The 20771-nt window shown below is 44.9% G+C and carries 18 protein-coding genes, 1 tRNA gene and 3 pseudogenes; 7 read left to right on the top strand and 15 right to left on the bottom strand.

The annotated features are described in order from the left end of the window. Window positions 1-247: 247 nt before the first annotated feature. Window positions 248-1333 carry a BMP family protein gene (locus DXA13_RS12265; protein WP_118244821.1) on the bottom strand — a complete coding sequence of 362 codons (1086 nt, stop codon included), beginning with the start codon at window positions 1331-1333 and terminating at the stop codon, window positions 248-250. Between the two features lie 242 nt (window positions 1334-1575). Between DXA13_RS12265 and DXA13_RS12260 the strand changes: the two genes are divergently transcribed. Continuing rightward, window positions 1576-2160 (top strand): cupin domain-containing protein, encoded by a 585-nt coding sequence (locus tag DXA13_RS12260; RefSeq protein WP_118244820.1) that lies wholly within the window; start codon window positions 1576-1578, stop codon window positions 2158-2160. Window positions 2161-2180: 20 nt separating this feature from the next. Here DXA13_RS12260 and DXA13_RS12255 read toward each other — a convergent pair whose 3' ends face one another. Together DXA13_RS12255 and DXA13_RS12250 are read right to left on the bottom strand one after the other, a co-directional pair. Further along, window positions 2181-2765, bottom strand: a complete 585-nt coding sequence (locus DXA13_RS12255; protein WP_118244819.1) for a sugar O-acetyltransferase — start codon at window positions 2763-2765, stop codon at window positions 2181-2183. Window positions 2766-2851: 86 nt separating this feature from the next. Further along, window positions 2852-3250: pseudogene (locus tag DXA13_RS12250) on the bottom strand (sporulation initiation factor Spo0A C-terminal domain-containing protein); the annotation flags it as partial. Between the two features lie 315 nt (window positions 3251-3565). Here DXA13_RS12250 and DXA13_RS12245 point away from each other — a divergent pair. From DXA13_RS12245 to ilvN, 4 genes are all read left to right on the top strand, one after another. Further along, window positions 3566-4312: a helix-turn-helix domain-containing protein gene (locus DXA13_RS12245; RefSeq protein WP_118244817.1), complete on the top strand. Its 747-nt coding sequence runs from the start codon at window positions 3566-3568 to the stop codon at window positions 4310-4312. A 67-nt stretch (window positions 4313-4379) separates the two neighbouring features. After that, complete coding sequence (locus DXA13_RS12240) at window positions 4380-4958, top strand: TetR/AcrR family transcriptional regulator (RefSeq protein ID WP_118244816.1); 579 nt, start codon at window positions 4380-4382, stop codon at window positions 4956-4958. Between the two features lie 80 nt (window positions 4959-5038). Next, window positions 5039-6769, top strand: a complete 1731-nt coding sequence (gene ilvB, locus DXA13_RS12235) for a biosynthetic-type acetolactate synthase large subunit (RefSeq protein ID WP_118244877.1) — start codon at window positions 5039-5041, stop codon at window positions 6767-6769. Continuing rightward, a complete protein-coding gene (ilvN, locus tag DXA13_RS12230; protein ID WP_347559845.1) occupies window positions 6769-7266 on the top strand; it encodes an acetolactate synthase small subunit in 498 nt (165 codons plus the stop codon). The genes ilvB and ilvN overlap by 1 nt, the downstream gene beginning before the upstream one ends. A gap of 221 nt (window positions 7267-7487) precedes the next feature. On the opposite strand, the gene DXA13_RS12225 is transcribed toward ilvN, so the two are convergent. The 6 genes from DXA13_RS12225 to metA all read right to left on the bottom strand — a co-directional run bounded on the left by DXA13_RS12225 (window position 7488) and on the right by metA (window position 12620). After that, entirely contained in the window at window positions 7488-8291 is an 804-nt protein-coding gene (locus DXA13_RS12225; protein ID WP_118244814.1) for an alpha/beta hydrolase, read from the bottom strand. 127 nt (window positions 8292-8418) lie between these two features. Continuing rightward, entirely contained in the window at window positions 8419-8967 is a 549-nt protein-coding gene (lepB, locus tag DXA13_RS12220; protein WP_118244813.1) for a signal peptidase I, read from the bottom strand. A gap of 104 nt (window positions 8968-9071) precedes the next feature. Beyond that, the gene (locus DXA13_RS12215; protein ID WP_181995651.1) at window positions 9072-10133 is read right to left on the bottom strand and encodes a carcinine hydrolase/isopenicillin-N N-acyltransferase family protein; all 1062 of its coding nucleotides are present in this window, start codon (window positions 10131-10133) and stop codon (window positions 9072-9074) included. 618 nt (window positions 10134-10751) lie between these two features. Beyond that, entirely contained in the window at window positions 10752-11300 is a 549-nt protein-coding gene (locus DXA13_RS12210; protein ID WP_118244811.1) for an RNA 2'-phosphotransferase, read from the bottom strand. 95 nt (window positions 11301-11395) lie between these two features. After that, entirely contained in the window at window positions 11396-11560 is a 165-nt protein-coding gene (locus DXA13_RS12205) for a type II toxin-antitoxin system mRNA interferase toxin, RelE/StbE family (protein ID WP_118244810.1), read from the bottom strand. Between the two features lie 145 nt (window positions 11561-11705). Beyond that, entirely contained in the window at window positions 11706-12620 is a 915-nt protein-coding gene (gene metA / locus DXA13_RS12200) for a homoserine O-succinyltransferase (RefSeq protein ID WP_118244809.1), read from the bottom strand. A 132-nt stretch (window positions 12621-12752) separates the two neighbouring features. Here metA and DXA13_RS12195 point away from each other — a divergent pair, with 132 nt between their 5' ends. Further along, entirely contained in the window at window positions 12753-13250 is a 498-nt protein-coding gene (locus DXA13_RS12195; protein ID WP_243009097.1) for a manganese catalase family protein, read from the top strand. A 206-nt stretch (window positions 13251-13456) separates the two neighbouring features. On the opposite strand, the pseudogene ligA reads toward DXA13_RS12195, so the two are convergent. From ligA to DXA13_RS12175, 4 genes and pseudogenes are all read right to left on the bottom strand, one after another. Then, window positions 13457-15417: pseudogene (gene ligA, locus DXA13_RS12190) on the bottom strand (NAD-dependent DNA ligase LigA). A gap of 41 nt (window positions 15418-15458) precedes the next feature. Next, window positions 15459-16199 (bottom strand): pseudouridine synthase, encoded by a 741-nt coding sequence (locus DXA13_RS12185; RefSeq protein ID WP_118244808.1) that lies wholly within the window; start codon window positions 16197-16199, stop codon window positions 15459-15461. Window positions 16200-16785: 586 nt separating this feature from the next. Beyond that, window positions 16786-17844: a tRNA preQ1(34) S-adenosylmethionine ribosyltransferase-isomerase QueA gene (gene queA / locus DXA13_RS12180; protein WP_118244876.1), complete on the bottom strand. Its 1059-nt coding sequence runs from the start codon at window positions 17842-17844 to the stop codon at window positions 16786-16788. Window positions 17845-17980: 136 nt separating this feature from the next. Beyond that, on the bottom strand, window positions 17981-18919 hold the full coding sequence (locus tag DXA13_RS12175; protein WP_118244807.1) for a hypothetical protein: 939 nt from the start codon (window positions 18917-18919) through the stop codon (window positions 17981-17983). Window positions 18920-19053: 134 nt separating this feature from the next. Between DXA13_RS12175 and DXA13_RS12170 the strand changes: the two genes are divergently transcribed. Further along, window positions 19054-19125: transfer RNA gene (locus DXA13_RS12170), tRNA-Arg, on the top strand. A gap of 182 nt (window positions 19126-19307) precedes the next feature. Here the strand turns inward: DXA13_RS12170 and DXA13_RS12165 are convergent. Further along, window positions 19308-19925, bottom strand: a complete 618-nt coding sequence (locus tag DXA13_RS12165; RefSeq protein ID WP_118244806.1) for a pyocin knob domain-containing protein — start codon at window positions 19923-19925, stop codon at window positions 19308-19310. Window positions 19926-20170: 245 nt separating this feature from the next. After that, window positions 20171-20771 (bottom strand): annotated as a pseudogene (locus DXA13_RS12160) (collagen-like protein); the annotation flags it as partial.

The raw sequence follows: 20771 nt of genomic DNA, 5'->3' as shown, positions 1-20771 counted from the left end.
ACACAATTTCAATAAAAAGGGTGATACAAAAAGGAAAAAAAGCACAGTCCCGAACCAGATTGTTCCGCCTGTCTGCCGCCGCGGAACAATATCTGGTATCGAAGACGTGTCTGATTTTACTTTTGCAGCACCCTCTCCTTTAAGTTTCTGTTATTCGATTTCTTAATATATGATATATGATCTCTATACAGCCTTCTTATGTATCATGGGTAATCCGTTCTGTACGGATGATCCGATCATCTCCTAATTAGTTTCTTGGAGCTGTGTCGCACGGAACTTCGAATTCACCGGATTTGATTGCTTCTGCCTTTTCTTCAATCAGCGCTCTTACATCTTCCGGAATTACGGATTCCATATCGTGATATGGAGCCAGTTCCACGATTCCCTCAGCCATACCCAGTTTCTTAACCGTTCCTTCAAATTTGCCTTCCTGAATATCGGACACAGCTGTCTTGATCAGTTCCGGAACATTGTAAACTGCGGATGTCAGAATTGCCTTTGGCGCCAGTTCAAACTGGTCGTAGGAATCTCCTGTCGCATAAATGCCCGCATCCTGCGCTGCGTTAAGTGCGCCTGTACCGCTCTCATTTGCACAGTGTCCGATCACATCAGCACCGTTTTCAATCATAGCCGTAGCAGCTTCTTTTGCAAGCGCCGTATCTGTAAAGGAGCCTGTCCATGCTGTCTGTACTTCGATGTCAGGATTTACTTCCTTAGCTCCATCCTCATAACCGTTCATGATCTTTACGAGGGAAGCGCCCTGTACCGGTCCGATGAATCCCAGCTTTCCCGACTTTGACATGCTCGCTGCCAGCATTCCTTCCAGGTATCCTGTCTCTTCACACTTCATTACATAAGAAGCAACGTTATCTGCTGCCGCCTCTGCTTCAATACAAATGAACTTTGTATCCGGATATAACTCTCCAACCTCTAATGCAGGATCACCGAACTGGAAGCCATGGCCGATTACAACGTCATAGCCGTTTGCCGCATAATCGGTAAAAGTTGCAACCATATCAGCAGCTCCCACATTCTCTGTGTATGCGATCTCACATCCCAAATCTTTTTCAACAAGAAGAAGTCCGTCATAAGCAGACTGGCACCATCCCATATCGTTTACAGCGCCTGTCACACAAAGAGCAACCTTCAGCCCGTCTTTGGAAGACGAGTCCGTGCCTTCTGCTGCTTTGCTTTCCTCACCTGCTGCGCTCTCCGCCGCTGTAGAAGCCGCCTCGGAAGCCGCCGTCGTAGTATCGGCCGGCTTAGAAGAACAGCCTGCCAGTAATGATGCCGTCATTGCCAGTCCTGCAGTCAATGCTAATAACTTTCTCATAATATTATCTCCTCTCAATGGTAAATCATGTCATTTCCTATGCGTTCATTATAGTGAACGTGTCGTATTTTGTCAATGGTGTATTTTAATAAATATCAATCTTATTATTACCCCTTCTTATATTTGACAAACCTTTGTTACTGAGAGTATAATGGCCGCAGAAGCAAACGTTCATTTTAAAAATCACATATTCAGACAAAATTGCAATTATATACAGCGTACAGCTGTCAGGAGGATAATTCATGGCAGAACTTAATTTAGTTAGAATCGGCCGGCTTTTGAAAAGCCAGCGTATGATGCTGGGACTTTCCATACGCGATCTTTCCGCCCGTTCCGGAGTGGCCGCCGGAACAATCAGCCAGATCGAAACAGGGAAAACTTCGCCCAATCTGGTAAGCATCTATTCTCTCTGTGAGAACCTGGGATTCCCCATATCGGCCCTGTTTGTAGAAGAAAGCGATGAACGCATCAATTTAATTCGTAAAAATGAACGTCCATCCTTTACAAGAAACGTAAGCGCCGGAAAGGAAATCACAGAATCTCTGATTACCAGGGGCAACAGCGAGATGTGGGGAGGAATCATTACCATGCCTCCCCATACGGATTCCGGTGCTTTCTATTATCATGAGGGCGAAGAGTTTGCCTTTATTTTAAAGGGAACTCTGATTTTTGAACTGGAAGGCCATCCCGTCTATGAGCTTCACAGCCAGGATACGCTGTACTACCCCAATGAAATCGGCCATCGATGGGAGAACAGAACGGATGAAGAAGTGCAGTTTATGATTGTATCGACTTCAGAATATAAGAACGAACCGCCTGCAGAATAACTGCGTGAACCGCTCGATTTTTATAAATTTTTTCTTATCACGCGGCATGGATTACCATACGCAACCGTATTGTCAGGAATGTCTTTTGTAACTACGCTTCCTGCTCCGATCACTACGTTGTTCCCAATCGTCACACCCGGCATGATGATGGCACCTCCGCCGATCCAGACACAGTCACCAATCCTCACAGGCGCTGTCTGTGTTTTACAGAATTCAAAGGAGCCGTCCGCTTTTGCCTCTCCAAACCGCTCTTTCGCGCTTAGCGGATGATATGCCGTATAGATCTGCACATTCGGTGCAATTAGCGCATGATCACCGATCACTATCTTGTTATCATCCAGGAACGTACAGTTCATATTTACTTCGCAGTTATTTCCAAAATAAATATTATTTCCGTAATCCACGAAAAACGGGGCCGTAATCCATAAATTCGCTCCGCGGCCTCCCAACAGTTCATCCAGTATCCTGTCTTTTTCCGATAAATTTTCAGAATCCGCCTGGTTGTAATCACGAATCAGGTTCTTTGCCTTATGCCACCTGTCCAGCAATTCGCTGTCGCCGCAGTCATATCGTTCCCCTGCCAGCATTTTTTCTCTTTCCGTCATATCTTTCTCCTGCTAAATTAATATTCGATAAATGCCCGCCTCGCCTGTATCCGGTTAGCGGTCAGCAAATAAATATATACCTGATTTTAATGTCTGCGCCTTTCCATGTCAATTGAAAAACGTCTGCTGGTTCGCAGTTCGTCCGCCATAAGCGCAATCAGTTCCGAATTCGTAGGTCTGCTGATTACCGAATATCCCAAAACCTGATATACATTTTCCAGCCCGCCTCTGTTCCAGGCAACTTCGATCGCATGGCGGATTGCCCTCTCCGTCCTGCTGGCCGTGGTATTGTACTTACATGCGATAGCCGGATAAATCATTTTTGTAACAGAACTGATCAGTTCATAATTATTCACTGCCATTTGAATCGCTTCTCTCAAATACCAATAGCCTTTGATGCTCGCCGGTATTCCGATTTCCCGCAGCCTGTTCGTAATCTCCGCTTCCAGATCAGCTTCCGCATGATCATCCAGAGTTTCTTCTTCCGTTTCGCCGTCAGAAATTTTAATCATAATACCGCATTCTAGCTTTTCATGAAACAGTCCCGTCAAAACTTCAATCGCTTTTCCTGCTTCACTGTCCTTACTGATCCGTACCTCTCTCATAATTTTTTACCTCCCTTAATTCTCCGTGTAAATATTACATTTTTGTTACTGATTGTCTGCAAGTATTTACAACTGTTTTCTGCGTGGTAAAATACATAATACCATAAATGTATTTCACAAAGTTACGTTTTTTATTAACCCAATATCACTTTAACGCGAAAAATATTTCTAAAAAGAAAAGGCAGATGATCATACATGTTAACCAAAAAACAGATTGTGGATAATTTTATCGTAATGTGCGAAAGAATGCGGGCAGAGAGAAATCTGAGTCAGGCGAAAATGGCAAGTATTCTGGATATGTCCACATCCAGCTATTTTAAGATGATAAATGGAGAATTAAACTCCATAACGGCCCATACGGTTTACAGGCTGCATAAATTAACTCACATTCCCATGGCGGTATTGATCGGGGAGATTGACATCGATACAAATATTCGAAAAATGCTGGAAGATATTTCGACTACACAGAAACGGTTTGTAAAAACAATGATCGAAATGGAATACTATACCGCCTGCCGATATGACGGAGATGGCAATTTCATCAACATGATTATTCCCACCGGTGAGATGATAGACGGTATGAATTACGATTCCTGTAAAATTGAAAAGATCAATATCGGTCCCTACTACCACCAGTACAAGGATGCCCTGGTCTGCGCTCTGAAAATTACCAATCTTTCATTTTCTCCGACATACATCGATGGTGATGTTTTGTTAATCGGAAATGATCACCAGCCGCGTACGAATCAGATCGGACTGCTTGTAAAAAGTGGAAAGGTCTATTTACGCCAGGTGATTGTGAATGATGTGATTGCCTTAGAACCTGTCTGCGGAATCGGCAGGACGATTTTTATTACGAGAGAAGAATTGAGAGACTGGCATACCATTGGATACGTTTTGCAGAAAATGAGGCTGATTTCCTCTGAACCGATTCCTCAATAGTTCTTGACATTCTGCTCTCCTGCGTATAAAATAATTTGATAGCAAGCGCTTGCATGGAGGAAGAATCGTGGATGATACAAGTCAGAAGATAATTGACGCGACGATGGCCCTGATTCGCGATAAGGGCTATGTTGCTACAACAACAAAAGACATTGCCCATAAAGCCGGTGTAAATGAATGTACCCTGTTCCGCAAATTTAAAAACAAAAAAGAGATCGTGTTAAGCGGAGTCGATCAGGAAAAATGGCGTGGCAGCGTGACTCCGGAGATCTTTCAGGACGTTGTATGGGAGCTTCAGCCCGATCTGGAGATGTTTATGACCACATATATGAACAGAATTACACCTGATTTTGTAAACCTGTCCATTGGTCTGAGAGCGCCTCAGCTCTATGAGGAAACCGCCCCTCTGATCATGAAAATTCCTCAGTCGTTCGTCTCTACTCTTACCCATTACTTCCGTACCATGGAAGAAATGGGTAAGATTCCCCATCTGGATTTTGAATGTCTGGCCATGACGATCTTTTCCTCAACATTTGGCTATACCTTCTTAAAAGCTTCCTTCGATGATAAACTGACGAAAATCGGCCAGAAAGACTTTATTAAAAAAACGGTAGAACTGTTCATAAAGGGCGTACCGCAGGCGTAACGAGATGGTACTGTGCAGACAGTGCCATTTATAATATTCCATGTGCAAGCAAGTACATGCATTCAGAAAGGACTGACAGGATGATTACAGGAGCAGAGTTATTTGTAAAAGCTTTAAAAGCTGAGCAAACCAATGTATTATTCGCATATCCCGGCGGACAGACGATTGATCTGTTTAACGCCCTTTTCGATGTTCAGAATATGGACATTATTTTGCCCCGTCACGAACAGGGTTTGATCCATGCTGCCGACGGTTACGCCCGTTCCACTGGAAAAACAGGCGTGTGCCTCGTAACGAGCGGCCCAGGTGCCACCAATCTTGTAACAGGCATAGCGACTGCCAATTCCGACAGCGTTCCTCTCGTCTGTTTTACCGGTCAGGTTTCTACCCGTCTGATCGGAAATGATGCGTTTCAGGAAGTCGACACGGTAGGGATCGTACGGAACATTTGCAAGTATGCCGTAACCGTCCGCAGCCGTGAATCTCTGGGAGAGATTATAAGAAAGGCGTTCCATATCGCAGGTACAGGCAGGCCCGGCGTGGTCGTCGTCGACCTTCCGAAGGATATCCAGCAGGCCTATGGAAGCGATGTATATCCGGAAAAGATCGAAATCAGAGGGTATAAGCCTGTGGCTTCCGTACATATCGGCCAGATAAAAAAAGCTCTGGAAATCTTAAACCAGGCCAAACGCCCCTTATTTTTAATCGGAGGAGGCGTCAATATCAGCAGAGCCCAGGCTGAAATGCGCAGACTGGCTGAAAAAACAGGAATTCCCGTCGTTACCACAATTATGGGCAAGGGCGCCGTCCCCTCCGACCATAAATTATATGTAGGAAATCTGGGAATTCATGGAAGTGCTGCTGCTAATTCCGCAGTCAGCCAGTGCGACGTACTTTTTTCCATCGGTACACGTTTTAATGACCGCATTACGGGGAAAATTGAAGAATTCGCTCCCAACGCAGTCATAATTCACGTCGATATCGATTCCGCTTCGATTTCCAGAAACATCGCCGTATCCATTCCAATTGTAGCCGACGCCAAAAGCGCCATTCTAGCATTAACGGAGCGGGCGGTCCGTCTGAATATCCCTGAGTGGACAGCCCTGATTGATGATTGGAAAAAGCGCTGGCCGATTACGACGGAAGGAACCGGCATCACCCCGGAAAAGATTATGAAGGCTGTAAACCGTATCTTCAAAAAGGCTGTCATTGCGACCGATGTCGGGCAAAACCAGTTGTGGGCTACACAATTTCTTGAGTTGAATGAGCAAAAACGTCTCTTAACCTCCGGCGGCCAGGGCACCATGGGCTTCGGCCTTCCGGCTGGCATAGGGGCAAAAATCGGAAATCCGGAAACAGACGTGATAGTTATCACAGGGGACGGCGGCATGCAGATGAATATTCAGGAACTGGCCACGGCAATGGTATATGAACTTCCTGTAATCATCTGCATTCTGAACAATGGTTATCTGGGGAATGTAAGGCAGTGGCAGGAAATGTTTTTTGACAAACGGTATTCCTGTGTCTGCATGCGGCGCCGCAGAACATGTCCTTCCTCATGCAGCGCGCCAGGTTCCAACTGTCCCGAATACATTCCGGACTTTATAAAGATGGCCGAAAGTTACGGTGCCGAAGGAATACGTGTGACCGCTCCTGAGGATATTGAACCGGCCCTCACCCGGGCACAATCCAGCCGTAAAACGCCTGTAATCATCGAATTTTTGATCGGCCGGGAGACGGATGTGCTGCCTATCGTGCCTCCGGGAGGTACGCTTTCTGATATGATCCTGGAAATGGAGGAAAAAAAGTGATAAAAAAAAGATGGATATGCCTGTTTGTAGAAAACGATATCGGTGTTCTCGCCCGTATTTCCAGCCTGTTTTCAGGTAAATCATATAATCTGGACAGCCTGACGGTAGGAAGGACCGAGGACAGAACCATATCCCGAATGACAATTGGGCTGACAAGCGACGACATGACCTTTGAACAGGTGAAAAAACAGCTGAACCGATGTATCGAAGTAATTAAGGTGGTTGATTTCACAGATGTCAGTATTCATAAAAAAGAACTTATGTTTATAAAAATCAGCAGCTGCAGCAGGCAGGACATGAACGATATTTTCCAGCTTTCACAAGTATTTAACATCAGGGTTGCGGACTGTAGCCCTTCATCTGCTGTGGTTGAAAGCGTCCATACTGACGAAAAGAATGACAAAATCGCCATTGTATTCTCAAAATACTTCAGCAACCGGGTGGAAATTGTAAGAGGCGGGAGCGTTGCCATAGAAGCCGTCAGCGCCGACTCGTAGAGTATTCTTAACGGCGGTAAATGAAATAAGTACTTTAACACTTTATAATAGCAAATCTTTTACCGAAAAGCAAAAAGGCAGCGCCAGGATAAGGCGGCAATTCCAGCCGATTTCCTGACGCTGCTTTCTATTCTTTTCTATTCTTTTCTATTATTTTATTATTATCCTTTTACTATCCTTCTATTGCCTTTTTAATATCTATTCTTCTTAATGCAAAACAATTATATCCGCCGGCTGATCCAGGCAATTACGTCTCCGATTACCTCATCCCTGCAGTACTCATTAAATATCTCGTGGAACAGATTTCCGTATATCTTCATCTGCTTGTCCTTGGAGGCTGCAGCTGCAAAGAAATCGTATGTATCCTGAACGCTTACAAGCCCGTCCTTTTCTCCATGAAGCATCAAAACCGGATAGGAAAACTCTTTTTCCCTTTCTGCAAACCAGTCCAGACCGCTGCAGATCGCATAACACAGACCTGTTGTAAAGGTCTTTGAATTGTAAGGGTCTTTCCCGTACCAGTCTACTACCTCGGCTACGGAACACACTCCAGCGCCTAATTCATTCGGCAGCTGTGTATGGGGATCCATATCTTTTGGTACGCCGGTAATCAGTCCTCCATGATCCTTCGTCAAGGCGCCGCTTGTAATAATGCCCCGCAGACCTTTATTCTGATACTTCACGCCATAAAGGGATACGGTAAATCCGCCCATACTATGTCCGATCAGGAACACCGGAATGTCCGGATTCTCTGCGATTGCCATATCCACCACTACATTAGTATCGTCCAAAAGCTCGTTGAAATCGTCATAGTGCGTCCGTTCCCCCTCAGAACGCCCATGTCCGCGATGATCGAACCGGTAAGTTCCGATCCCAGACTGATGAAATAAATCGGCAAAGTAGTCATAACGCCCCTGATGCTCACACAGTCCGTGGACAATCACTGCCGCTGCGCGTGCGCCGTCCGGTATTTCTTTGTTCAGATACAGCATTGTACCATCGAAAGAAGAAAACATTTCACCCATTCGTAACCCCTCCTTTTAAATAAATTTGTATTATGTGCCGGCTTGTCTGCGGGATACGCAGTTACCGATACGTACATATGTACATGGACGTGCCTGCTCCTCAAGTATTACAGGTCATTTTATTACACTACTGTACCTTTTGAATTCCGGGATAATATCGAAACAGAACCTTAGCCAAAATTGCATCCTCCGGCACATACGGATCCGGCCAGCCTCTGGCGTCCGCAGAATAATTTCTGTTGTCGCCCAGCATCAGATAACAGCCCTCAGGCACTTCGAAATGATATGGGTCCGATTCCATTTTCTCCGGAAGATATGGCTCTTCAAGGGGCGTGTCCGACTCGTTGATATAGACATGCCCGCCCCGTATCTCCACAGTCTCTCCCGGAAGTCCTATGATACGTTTCACCAGCCTTGTCTTATCTGTGCCCGGTTCTGTTTTATGATGAAAAACCACGATGTCTCCTCTTTTTGGTTCCCCGCCAAAGGCATAAGACAGCCGGGAACCGATCAATCGGTCGCCTGCCATAATCGTATTTTCCATAGAATTGGTTGGGACCTCACTGTTGGCTATAATAAATCGGTTGAGCACAAAAGCAATCGCAGCAGCTATGACGATAATCTGAAGCCATTCCAATATCCCCTTTTTCAGGTCAGTTACGGATACATGTTTCATAAAATCTCCTCAGCAAAGAATCCTCTTAATATTATATACAGTCACTAATATCTTTACTAAGTTTAACACGATCTACTGTAAAAGTCCTTACTATTATGTTAATTTTAATTTCCGATTTCAGATTCCTTCCCACTTTGCCGTATCTTTTCCAGGTATTTAGTGCCCAACGGAGTAAGGCTTCCATCCCAATTCGTATAGAACCCTTCCTCGTCCAGTTCCGTCAGAATAAAAGGTATCCACACGCCGCCCCAGGAATTCGCGTTGTCACCATAATTAGCCGGATCCCCTTCCTTGGTATCTCCGTCCAGCCATCCATACGTATACCAGAAGGTTCTGTTCGCGGGGTCATAAATCTCAGCGCTTATCGTTCCGTCCGTCACTCCGTGATTGTTGATCGAATACAGATGGGGCATAGATGGGTCCGCTTCCATGTTTCTGTCGCTGATCATTTGTTTCAGCGTCTCCACATTTATTTTACCTGTGTTTTTCTCCAGAAGCTCCATTCCCCTGTTGTATCTGTATTCAGAAGTGTTGTAATAGATCTTGTTCTCTGTCCCGCTTCTGTCTAACGGCTTCATCTCTTCTGATTCCCACCGATTTGCCCTGGCCGCTTTTCCCGACTCCTGCCCAGTCCATTTGTTTACGACGGTCACCGTATCATATCCAGCCTCCACCACAGCAAGGCTTCCCTCTGCGTCCGCAAAAATATAATTTCCCTGACATCCGACGCCTTTTGGATTATTTTTCACGAATTCAATCGCCTCATCCACCGTAGAGACCGTAGAGCCCAATTTGAGAAACCAATCGACTGCCGGCGTCTTATCGACCGACTCCGGCTCACCCGGTACTACCCACGAGCGCGTCCAGCTGAAGCCCTTTTCGTTCATACCACGATCAGAGCCGACATCCGTAAAAGATCCGTCCTTCTCCTTGATCAGACATGGCGTGTGAACAAATTTATATCCTCCGTCCTGCGGAATCGTAACGTAAACGGGTTTTCGCGGGCCCGGCAGATAGGGGTTGTCACTTGTTGACGCGATGTAAGCGTTTTGATCTTCCGTCTCAGTTCCGTTAGCCCCCAGCAATGTGCAGGCTGCCGAACTGATCGTACAGGTCAGCATCAAAACGCCAGATAAACCAATGGACACCATTTTTTTCACGTTCATCTCTTTCTCCTCCTTCAGTTGTGCTATAGTTCGCGCGAACATTTACTTGTACCATAAGCTTATATCTATTCTCGTCCCATGTCAACAGCCATTTGTATATTTTGTACATTTTCAAGAAAACATTACATAAATTTTGTTTATTTTTATACCAACAAATCTATTCTGACTGTTTCTTAATATTGTCTTGTTCCTTACATACCTCCGGTATTCTATCCCTCTCTGTTCGTTTTTCGCAGTGAAGTCCTCCCTGATATGATACACAGCTGTAGGCATTTATCAAGGTAGAAAACACCTACAGGCTGTGTATGTGGACTCCTATATTATTTATAATAATTTATCTATTTAAATCCTCCGACAGTTTCATCAGCTTAGCAAGCATATCCTTATTGCTTCTTCTTATTTTAAAAGAATTGTTCATAGAGAAATCCCCTACTACAATATCGTTAGCATAGATCCTAATCCATCGGAATCAGTCTCAATATCATATACTTCACATCCAGGTACATCTCCAATAGATACAATTTTATCATCCTTTTACAAAATATCACCTACTTTAAGCTCAGAAGCCTCTTTCCAGCTACTTTCCACAATCAGCACAGCTAATATCCCATCTTTCACTCATATATTTTCCTCCATGTTTAAGTATCTAGCAGGAACAAATTCTGTTAGCCAAACTCCATTTTCCGAAAGATAAAATTTGTTTCCATCTCTAAACATCTCGCCACTATGTACCTGCAATATGATTGGCTTCCCATGACGTTTTCCAACCTTAATAGCCGTTTTTTTGTCTTTTGACAAATGCACATATAATCTACTCATTGGCTTTAAACCTTCTGTCTGAATGTCTTCCAGAAATCTATCGGCAGTTCCGTGATATAAAAATTCTGGTGGTTCCTTCTCACGCAGCTCCACATCCACCGGAATACTATGCCCCTGATTGGCACGGATCAGCGTCTTGTCCTCATTGAGGCTGTATCTCCCCTTTTCATCGGTTGCCACGATATCTTCCAATTTCTTCATATCAATGTTTCTGCCGGTAGAATTAATGCCAGTAATCAATTCTTCTACATTCGCCCAGCCATGCTCATCTAACTGAATCCCGGCAGTTTCCGGCTTGTGACGCAAAACAAGACTTATAAATACACTTAATTTATCTTTTTTACCCAATTTTCACTCCTCCAAATAAAATCAAGTATTCCTTCGATATTATATTTTCCAATTATATAACTAATGGACTGAAATAATTCAGCCCATTAATCGTATCAAAACAAATCGCTATGTGTTCCAGTCCTTGTCAATAGCAAGATAAGTTCCTCTTGATCTATCTCATATACCAATAACCACTTAGGTGTAATATGACATACCCTAAGACCAATAACTCTTTTGTAATCTTTCTTGAAAGAGGAGTGGAACTTAATCGTCAGCATTCAAATCCTCCATTCCCAGATTCGACACCAATTTGGCTCCAAACTATGCTAAATTATACCACATTATGCCGTCTGCTCAATTGCTGCAAAAATCTCCAAACATACCAAAACCCCTTGATTTTCCTTGGTTTTCAGGCTTTTCTTACTATTCCGTCTCAAGCGTGTACGGCGTTACCTGATATACGTAATAATTCAGCCAGTTGGAATAAATCGTTCCAGACATATTTCTCCAGCTCAGAATCGGACTTGAAAACGGATCGTTATTCTCATAGTAGTTGCACGGCACAGTCGGATTCAGCCCCTTGTTTAAATCTCTGTGGTATTCGTTTGCTAACGTCATCCTGTCATATTCCGGATGGCCCTGAATGAAAATCTGCCGTCCGTCCTTGCTGATAACAAGAAATACGCCCGCTTCTTCGGATTCCGCCAGGATTTCCAGCTCAGGATGCTTCTGAATATCCTCCCGGCGCACCTCCGTATAACGGGAATGAGGGCAGTAAAAATAGTCGTCCAGACTTCGTACAAGCGGTTCTCGGCGATGGAGCAGCTTGTGTCTGTAGACTCCGGAAAGCTTCGTTTCCCTTTCGTATTTGGGAATTCCATAATGGTAGTAAAGTCCGGCCTGCGCTCCCCAGCAGAGATGAAGGGTGGACGTCACATGTCTTCTGCTCCATTCCATGATCTTTGTCAGTTCATCCCAATAGTGAATTTCCTCATATTCCATATTCTCCACAGGAGCGCCTGTTATGATCATTCCATCAAACTTCTGTTTTTTAATGTCGTCAAAATATACGTAGAATTTGTTTAAATGGCTTGCAGATGTATTCTTCGCAACGTGATTGGATACCATCAGAAAGGTACAGTTTACCTGTAAAGGCGTGTTGGACATCACGCGCAGAAGCTGCAGCTCTGTCTCTTCTTTTAGAGGCATAAGGTTGAGAATCAGTATTTCCAGAGGACGGATATCCTGGCTCATCGCCCTCGCTTCATCCATAACAAATATATTTTCATTTTCCAGCGCCGCCTTAGCCGGCAGGTCATTCTGAACTTTAATTGGCATTGAACATCCCTCTTATTCTATCATTCATAATCATTTATCCGCCATCATACCACAAATTATGTAAAAAATCAAAGGTTCTAATGATTTTCCCCATTTCATACAATCCTGTAAAAGCATAAAAGGATCTTTTTCATGCAGAATATATCCGATATTGAATTCCATTCATCCCTTCCCTATCCTGCTGTACAGGCTGCAGGAACGAATCCCATGTACGCAGAGGCAATGTTAGACAACCTTGGCGGACAGAATTCCGAAATGTCTGCAATCAGCCTTTACTTTTACGATCACCTGATCACTTATCAGACAGAAACTGTTGCCCGGGTATTTCACAACATAAGCATTGTTGAAATGCATCATCTGGAAATTTTCGGCACTCTGGCCATGCAACTGGGCGAGGACCCACGCCTCTGGAGCCGAACGCGCAGTAATTTTTATTCCCTGCGTCAGGGCCCGTATACATGGTGGTCGCCTGCATACTCCTGCCGGAAACGTCCGGCTTCCCTGCACCAGGTGCTTCTGTTTGCCGCTTCACAGGAAAAAGCTGCAGCGGACAAATACCTGGCTCAGGCCCAATGGATCCTGGACTGCAATGTTCAGGACAACTTAAATCGATTGCTCAGGACGAACTGATTCATGCAAATATCCTGCATCAGCTGGCGGCCGAATATTCCTGATACATACCGGCCACATCAGCAGGACGGTAAAAATATACAGTTGCCCGTTCCCATTCTTTTAAAAGAGCAGATAGAAATTCTATCTGCTCTTTTGCTCCTCCCCTGCCAACGCATGGATTCGTCTTCGGGCAGGAATCTCATTTTCTTTAATTTAATCATTTTCTATGATTCAATCATTTTCAGGAAATCTATTTCGGAAATAATCGGCACGCCCAGTTCTTTTGCCTTCTTATTTTTAGAAGAATTTGACGTCACGTCGTTGTTGATCAGATATGACGTTCTGGCAGTAACAGAACCTGTTACCTTGCCGCCTTTTGCTTCAATGATCGCCTGGACTTCCTTTCGGTTTGCAAAGTGTTCCACAGAACCTGTAATAACAAAATTCATTCCCTCAAAAACGGCCTCTTCTCCCTGAGCCGTGTCTTCCTTTTCAATGGTCAGTTCGGCCAGGAGCCTGTCGACAATTTCGTTGTTGCGTTCGCTCAAAAAGAAAGAAATCCATGCCTCTGCCAGTACTCCGCCGATTCCGTCGACTTCTACCATTTCCTCCGTATCCGCATGGCGCATGGCAGCAAAATCATATTTGAAGTGACGGCAGAGCATTTTTGCGTTTGCAAGACCGATTCCTGCTATTCCAAGGCCATAGACTACACGCGGCAGTGTGGTGTGGGAAGCATTATTAATAGCTGCAATCAGGTTTTCATAAGATTTCTCCCCAAATCCTTCCATGTTCACAATCGCTTCTCTATGGTCATCGAGATGGAAAATATCCGCAAATTCATGAATAAATCCTGCACCGATAAATTTCTCCAGGGTCGCCTCCGAGAGCCCGTCAATATTCAGGGCATCTCTGCTCACAAACAACGTGAAACTCTTGATTTTTTTAGCCTGGCACTCCGGATTGATGCAGTACAGGGATTTTACGTCATTCACCTGTTTTACCTGTGTTGCCCCGCCGCAAACGGGACAGGCTTTTGGAATGTCTTTTACTCCGCTTCTCGTCAAATTATCTGCGATTTGTGGAATAATCATATTTGCTTTATAAACCGTGATCTTATCCCCTACGCCCAGATCCAGCGACTCCATAATACTCAGGTTGTGAACGCTGGCGCGGCTTACCGTCGTTCCTTCCAGCTCTACCGGCTCAAAAACAGCCACAGGATTAATCAGACCCGTTCTGGATGCACTCCACTCAATATAGCACAGCTTTGTTTCCTGTATTTCATCCGCCCATTTAAATGCAATGGAATCCCTCGGGAATTTAGCTGTTCTTCCAAGGGACTGGCCATATTCGATGTCATCAAATAAAAGCACGAGGCCGTCGGACGGAATGTCATTCGTACCGATCGCTTCCGCAAATTCTCTCACCATATCAGGCAGAGTTTCCGCAGTCACCTCTCTCCACTCCACTGTCTCAAATCCCTGATTTTTCAGCCAAAGGAACTGCTCTTTTCGGGAATTCTCAAATTCCACTCCGTCGGCCTGGACCAGTGCAAATGCAAAGAAGTTCACGTTTCTCTGAGCTGTAATCTGGTTATTCAGCTGTCGGACGGAACCGCTGCACAGGTTTCTCGGATTTTTATATCTGGCATCCACGTCTTCAATTTCCGCATTAATCTTATTGAAGTCAGAATACCGGATGACTGCCTCCCCCTCAGAATCAGCTGGCCTTTATAACTGATATTCAAGGGTATGTTGGCAAATACGCGGGCATTATTTGTAATTACTTCTCCTATTTCCCCGTTTCCTCTTGTAACTGCTTTCGCAAGCGTACCATTTTCATAGGTGAGTACAATCGTCAGTCCGTCCATCTTCCAGGACAGCAGTCCGCTTTTATCTCCCAGCCACTCCTGGAGCTCCTCCACGCTTTTTGTCTTGTTCAGGGAAAGCATCGGACGGTCATGGGCCTCTTTGGGCAGCTCGCCAAGAACCTCATACCCCACATTCTGCGTCGGGCTTCCTGACAGGATCACGCCTGTCTCCTTTTCCAGGGAAATGAGCTCGTCATAAAGCCGGTCATACTCATAATTGCTCATAATTTCCCGGCTTTCCTGATAATATGCCTTTCCCGCTTCCGATAATATCTTTACTAATTCTTTGATTCTAAGGATTTTTTCTTCCATATATTTTTTCTTTGAATCCCCCTGTCCTCATGATGGCTGATTTATCTCTGTTCTCTTCGCGGGAGGCTGGACGATCCTTCCAGAAGTCCGGACATTTCGCTCCACTCTTCCTCCGTCACTTCTCTGCATTCTCCCGTCTTCAGTTCTCCAAGCGTCACATTCATAATCCGTATCCGTTTTAAAGCCACTACCCGGTATCCCAGTGCATCACACATTCGCCGGATCTGGCGGTTTAATCCCTGTGTCAGAATAATGCGGAATGTGTATCCGCCCGTCTTTTCTACAAAACATGGTTTTGTTACCGTATCCAAGATCTCCACGCCGCTTCTCATTTTCTGCAGGAACTCATCCGTCAGCGGCTGGTTTACTCTTACAATGTACTCTTTTTCATGGGAATTGCTTCCCCTTAATATTTTATTGACAATGTCTCCCTGATTTGTCATAAGAATCAGGCCGGTGGAATCCTTGTCAAGCCGCCCGATCGGATATATTCTGACAGGATAATGGAGAAATTCTACAATATTTTCGGCCCTGTCTTTATCGGAAGTTGTACACACGATTCCTTTCGGCTTATTCACTGCCAAAAGCACCGGCTTATCTTTCTTTCTGCTGCTTATATCTACTCCGTCACAGATAATTGTCTCCGTTCCGTCCACTTTCATTCCCATAAGAGCCGTATCTCCGTTGACCAGAATCTTTCCGGCCTCGATCAGACGGTCTGCCTCTCTTCTGGAGCAGATTCCCGATTCGCTCAAAAATTTATTCAGGCGTATTTCTTCCATGTTTTATCTCCTTATTCCTGTTCCCGTCCCTCGTATTTTCACTCTTTCTGCATTATATCATTGCCCTGAAAACTTATCAACCAGTCATTTCCTGTCCGAATCACATGAATCGGAGATATAAAAAATCCACCTATCCGACTTGTAGCCATGAAGCTCATCCATCTTTGAAATAATAAGCTGTCCGGTGTCGACAGGCTCCTTTCTGAAAATAAAAAAGTGTGCGCTTCGCGCACACTCGCGCCGGAGCGCGGTCGCGACAGCGACCATTTCCTCAGCGCGGAGTGCGTATCCTCGCGGAGCGTTTTGTGCTATAGGGAACGAAGTTTCCTATAGCATAAGAAAGAATCCTGCTCGTGGGATTCTCCGCCTGCGGCGGGTCGCTTCAGCGACATCATTCCTTACCGCCGCAGGGCGACCCCGCCCGGAGGGATTTCTTGTTCCATAGGATAGTTCGGAGAGCTTTCCTATGGAACAAGAAAAGGGCGCCGTCTCTGATATCGTCTTCTGCATCCGGGTACCGCCCGGAAACGAAAGCTGATATCAGAAACTTGCCCTGTTTTTTAACGCTCCTGTTACAGGCATTCCATTACTTCATGCCTGACTTCTGTTCCTCCTGATGAGGCAGAATCAGCATCGCATCGCCGAAGCTGAAAAATCTGTATCGTTCTTTAATCGCCTCTTCATACGCGTTCAGGATATGCTCCCTTCCTGCAAGCGCTGAAACGAGCATAACGAGTGTGGATTCCGGAAGATGGAAATTTGTGATCAATCCGTCCAGAATTTTGAATTGGTATCCCGGATAAATAAATATTTCTGTCCAGCCGCTTCCAGCCTTTAAAACACCGTCTTCACCTGTGGCAGATTCCAGCGTACGGCAGCTTGTTGTACCGACGCAGATGACCCGTCCGCCGTTTTTCTTCGTATCATTGATCTTAGCCGCTTCTTCCTCTTCCACAATATAAAATTCGGAATGCATATGATGATCCAACACATTCTCCACCTTTACGGGCCGGAATGTGCCCAGGCCCACATGAAGGGTGATATGGGCAATTTTTACTCCCATATCTTCGATCTGCTCCAGCAGTTCTTTTGTAAAATGAAGTCCCGCTGTCGGAGCTGCCGCCGATCCGTCGTTCTTCGCATAGACCGTCTGATAGCGATTTTTATCTTTCAGCTGATGGGTAATATAAGGCGGCAAAGGCATCTGGCCCAGCTGATCCAGAATTTCTTCAAAGATTCCTTCATAGGAAAACTGGATCAATCGGTTTCCCTCTTCCACCACATCGATGATTGTTCCTGTCAGTATTCCCTCTCCAAAATGGATAACCGTACCGGTTCTGGCCTTTTTTCCCGGCTTTACAAGGACTTCCCATATGTCATTCTGTTTTCTTTTTAACAGCAGTACTTCTATTTTTGCTTCCGTTCCTTCTTTTACTCCAAAAAGCCTGGCAGGAATAACCTTTGTATCATTAATCACAAGGCAGTCTCCGGCATTCAGATAGGAAAGGATATCTTTGAAACCTCTGTGCTCAATTTCTCCTGTTTCCTTATCTAGTACGAGGAGTCTGGAAGAAGAACGGTCTTCCAAAGGGTCCTGGGCAATTAATTCCTGTGGCAAATCATAATAAAAGTCTTTTACATCCATTCTTTTTCTCCTGAGATACGTGAAGAGAGCCGCCGCCGGCCTGATTTCCCAGACCTGCAGCAGCCCCCTGTCCCTTATTTTCATTTATCTACTGATTCTTTCAGGCATAAAACCTCCGGCCATCCGTGCTTCTGCATTACTGCTCCGCGCTCTGATCTCCTTCAGAAACGGGTGATTCTGCAGCAGATGACTCTTCCGCACCATCACCGCTTCCCTCTTCATTGGAAGTTTCTCCTTCCAAAGAAGTTTCTCCCTCGGAAGTACCTGTTCCGTCCTCTGCATTCTCACTGCCGTCCGCAGCAGTCGTCTCAAGGCTCATGGCTGCTGTTGTTTCTTCTCCAGGAGCCGGAGCCCCTTTCCTCAGCATTCCATATGCGCTTGCAAGCTTTGTATCGGAGGCCGCCGCCTCTTCCAGCCTGGCATTAATCTGAGCTGCCAGTAGACGCACACCTTCCGACTGCTCTGCCTGTGCTACATAAGAGAGCACATCATTTGATACGTTTTCAGAAATAATAAATCTGCCGTCCTGATTCTTTGTCACATAGCACCACATGAGATTCGGCGCCAGTGTATCTGTCACTCGGAACTTTATATCTGCACTTACATATACCAGATAGGAATTCTCATCTAGTCCCGGCATCGTATAACAGGTAATATTTTGAAAAGACTCTATATATTTTGCTCTCCACTGCATCTTCTCACGCAGCTCTTCCATGCCTGCTGTATCGGTCTTTCCAAAAAGCTCATACATAGTTTCTGCATCGCATTCCGCCTTTGCCTGGCAGTATGATTCCATGAGAGCGTTGATTTCTGGAATCTCACTTTTTTTCAATGTAAACGGCTCCTCCGGTTTCGTCTCGGTCTGGCCGTCTGAGCCAGCCGGAGCGTCGCCTTCTGCCGTCACCTCCGTCGTCTTTCCTTTAACATCTGCTTCTTTTGATTTAGGAGACCTGTCCACGATTACAATGACAAGAATTAAAATGACTACAATAACGGGAATTGCTAACAGGCGGAGATACCTCTGTGCGTCAAAGCCGCCCATCGTTCTCTTATCCCTTGGCCTTCTGTTTCTCATTCTTGCTGTATCCTCCTGTCCGGATGATTATATCTCCAGTCTTTGTCTATTTTATCAAAATATAATTCAAAAAGCAACCTAAACTGAAATAAGTGCTTGCAGTCCCCCAAAAAATGTAGTAAAATATCACTGTTGCACCTGTAGCTCAGTGGATAGAGCAGTGGCCTCCGGAGCTGCGTGCGTAGGTTCGATTCCTATCAGGTGCAGTTTTTTAGAAAGTCTTATTTTAAGCAGATTTGTTATAAAATCCGCTTAAAATAAGGCTTTTTTGTTGCTTTGATAATGCATTCCTTCTTAGTAAACTATCCTGTTCCGCTTTATTTTTTCGATTCTATGCACTATGCAACTTCTCCTTTGCAATAAGTTCCTATTTTCATATAAGATTTATTTAAAGCCATGTTACCCATGTACTCCATTCATCTGCATTGATTCTCTGGCGTAAATATACATGACCACTTGTAGATAAAAATATTTGCCATATCCAATTATTTACTCCGTTCCAGGTTAGACCATCACTGACAAAAATAAATAATATACCCCAACAATAACCATTATATGGATTACCGTTAGCAGTGCCTGCATTGGAACCAACGAAGTACTGTCCTTGTGTGAGGTACTGATTGAACCCTGATCCATTGCTTATGTTACCATCGTAACGTTTTTTATAACTGCTTAATAAATTGCTAATTTCTGATTCCGTATAGTATCTATCATCATGGGTATGCAATTCATTTGCCTTAGATGATAAACTATTATTCATATGATCGAGCATATCCTTCAGAGCCTTTCCCTGTACAGCATCCAAGACATTTCCAGGCTCTGTTGCAAACAGATTATTTACAACCTGTGACTTTTCAATCAGTTTTGTTACTACTCGATCTGCAATCGCGTCTATGAGCGCCTGGGATACTGCCTCTGACCCAGCAGCGCCTAATATACCCAATGTATCCGTTGCATGAATCTCTGATAGTCGTTCGGCCGCCTGCATATTTGTGTAGACTGGCATCTGTTAATCCTCCTTTGATCGTTATATTTGTTAATACCATATTACAACTATCCGAAAGATAATTTGTCCCCACATTCTCATGAACGCGGACGCTGCCGTAGAAAAACAACAGTCCCCGCTGCCAGATGGAGTGGCTGAGCCACTGCCTAAAAACGTAATCCGGTACCGGGGACATCCATGATTTTCTTTTATATCCGATTTTGCTACTGTGCCTCTCTCTATTTCTTCTGTATAGATATCATTTCTTATTTTGTAATAATTTCTGCCTTACACGTTGAAATAAACGTCGGATCACTGTTATTCGAACCAACAAGAACCACTACGCCAAACGTATTTATCAAAACTCGTCCCTGTCCTACCGTCTGTCCTCCAGCGTTAATCGCAGCACCTGTGGTGCCAATCGGCAGATAGGAACGGACAGCAGCCTCACAGTTTGCTCCGCAGCCTGTAGGTGCCGGTGTAGGTGACGGGATATAAACAATGGCACTATTATACGTGGCACTCGTAATACGGACGGAGGCAATTCTGCAAATCGATAGCGCTTCCTGTACGACTCCCTGATTATTCGTCAGCAGAAACAGACCTGCATTTGGATTCGAATTTGGTGCTGGAATAAGACTTCCCGGCCGGCCGCTTGCATTATTTCCGCTTTCCATTGAAACAATAATAGTACTCGTCGGATAAAGCTGTATGATCTGCTGGAGGATATTTCTCATCTGTGCAACACATGCACACCCTGTTTCATCTCCTGCCGGTCCTGTCGCTCCTGTCGCTCCTGTTGCCCCTGTTGCTCCCGCAGCTCCTGTCGCCCCTGTTGCTCCTGTCGCTCCCGTAGCTCCTGTCGCC

It is taken from the genome of Clostridium sp. AM58-1XD (assembly GCF_003464085.1).
Classification (GTDB): Bacteria; Bacillota; Clostridia; order Lachnospirales; family Lachnospiraceae; genus Lachnoclostridium_A.
The sequence above is the reverse complement of the archived record's forward strand: the minus strand, read 5'-3'. Positions and strand labels throughout refer to the sequence as shown.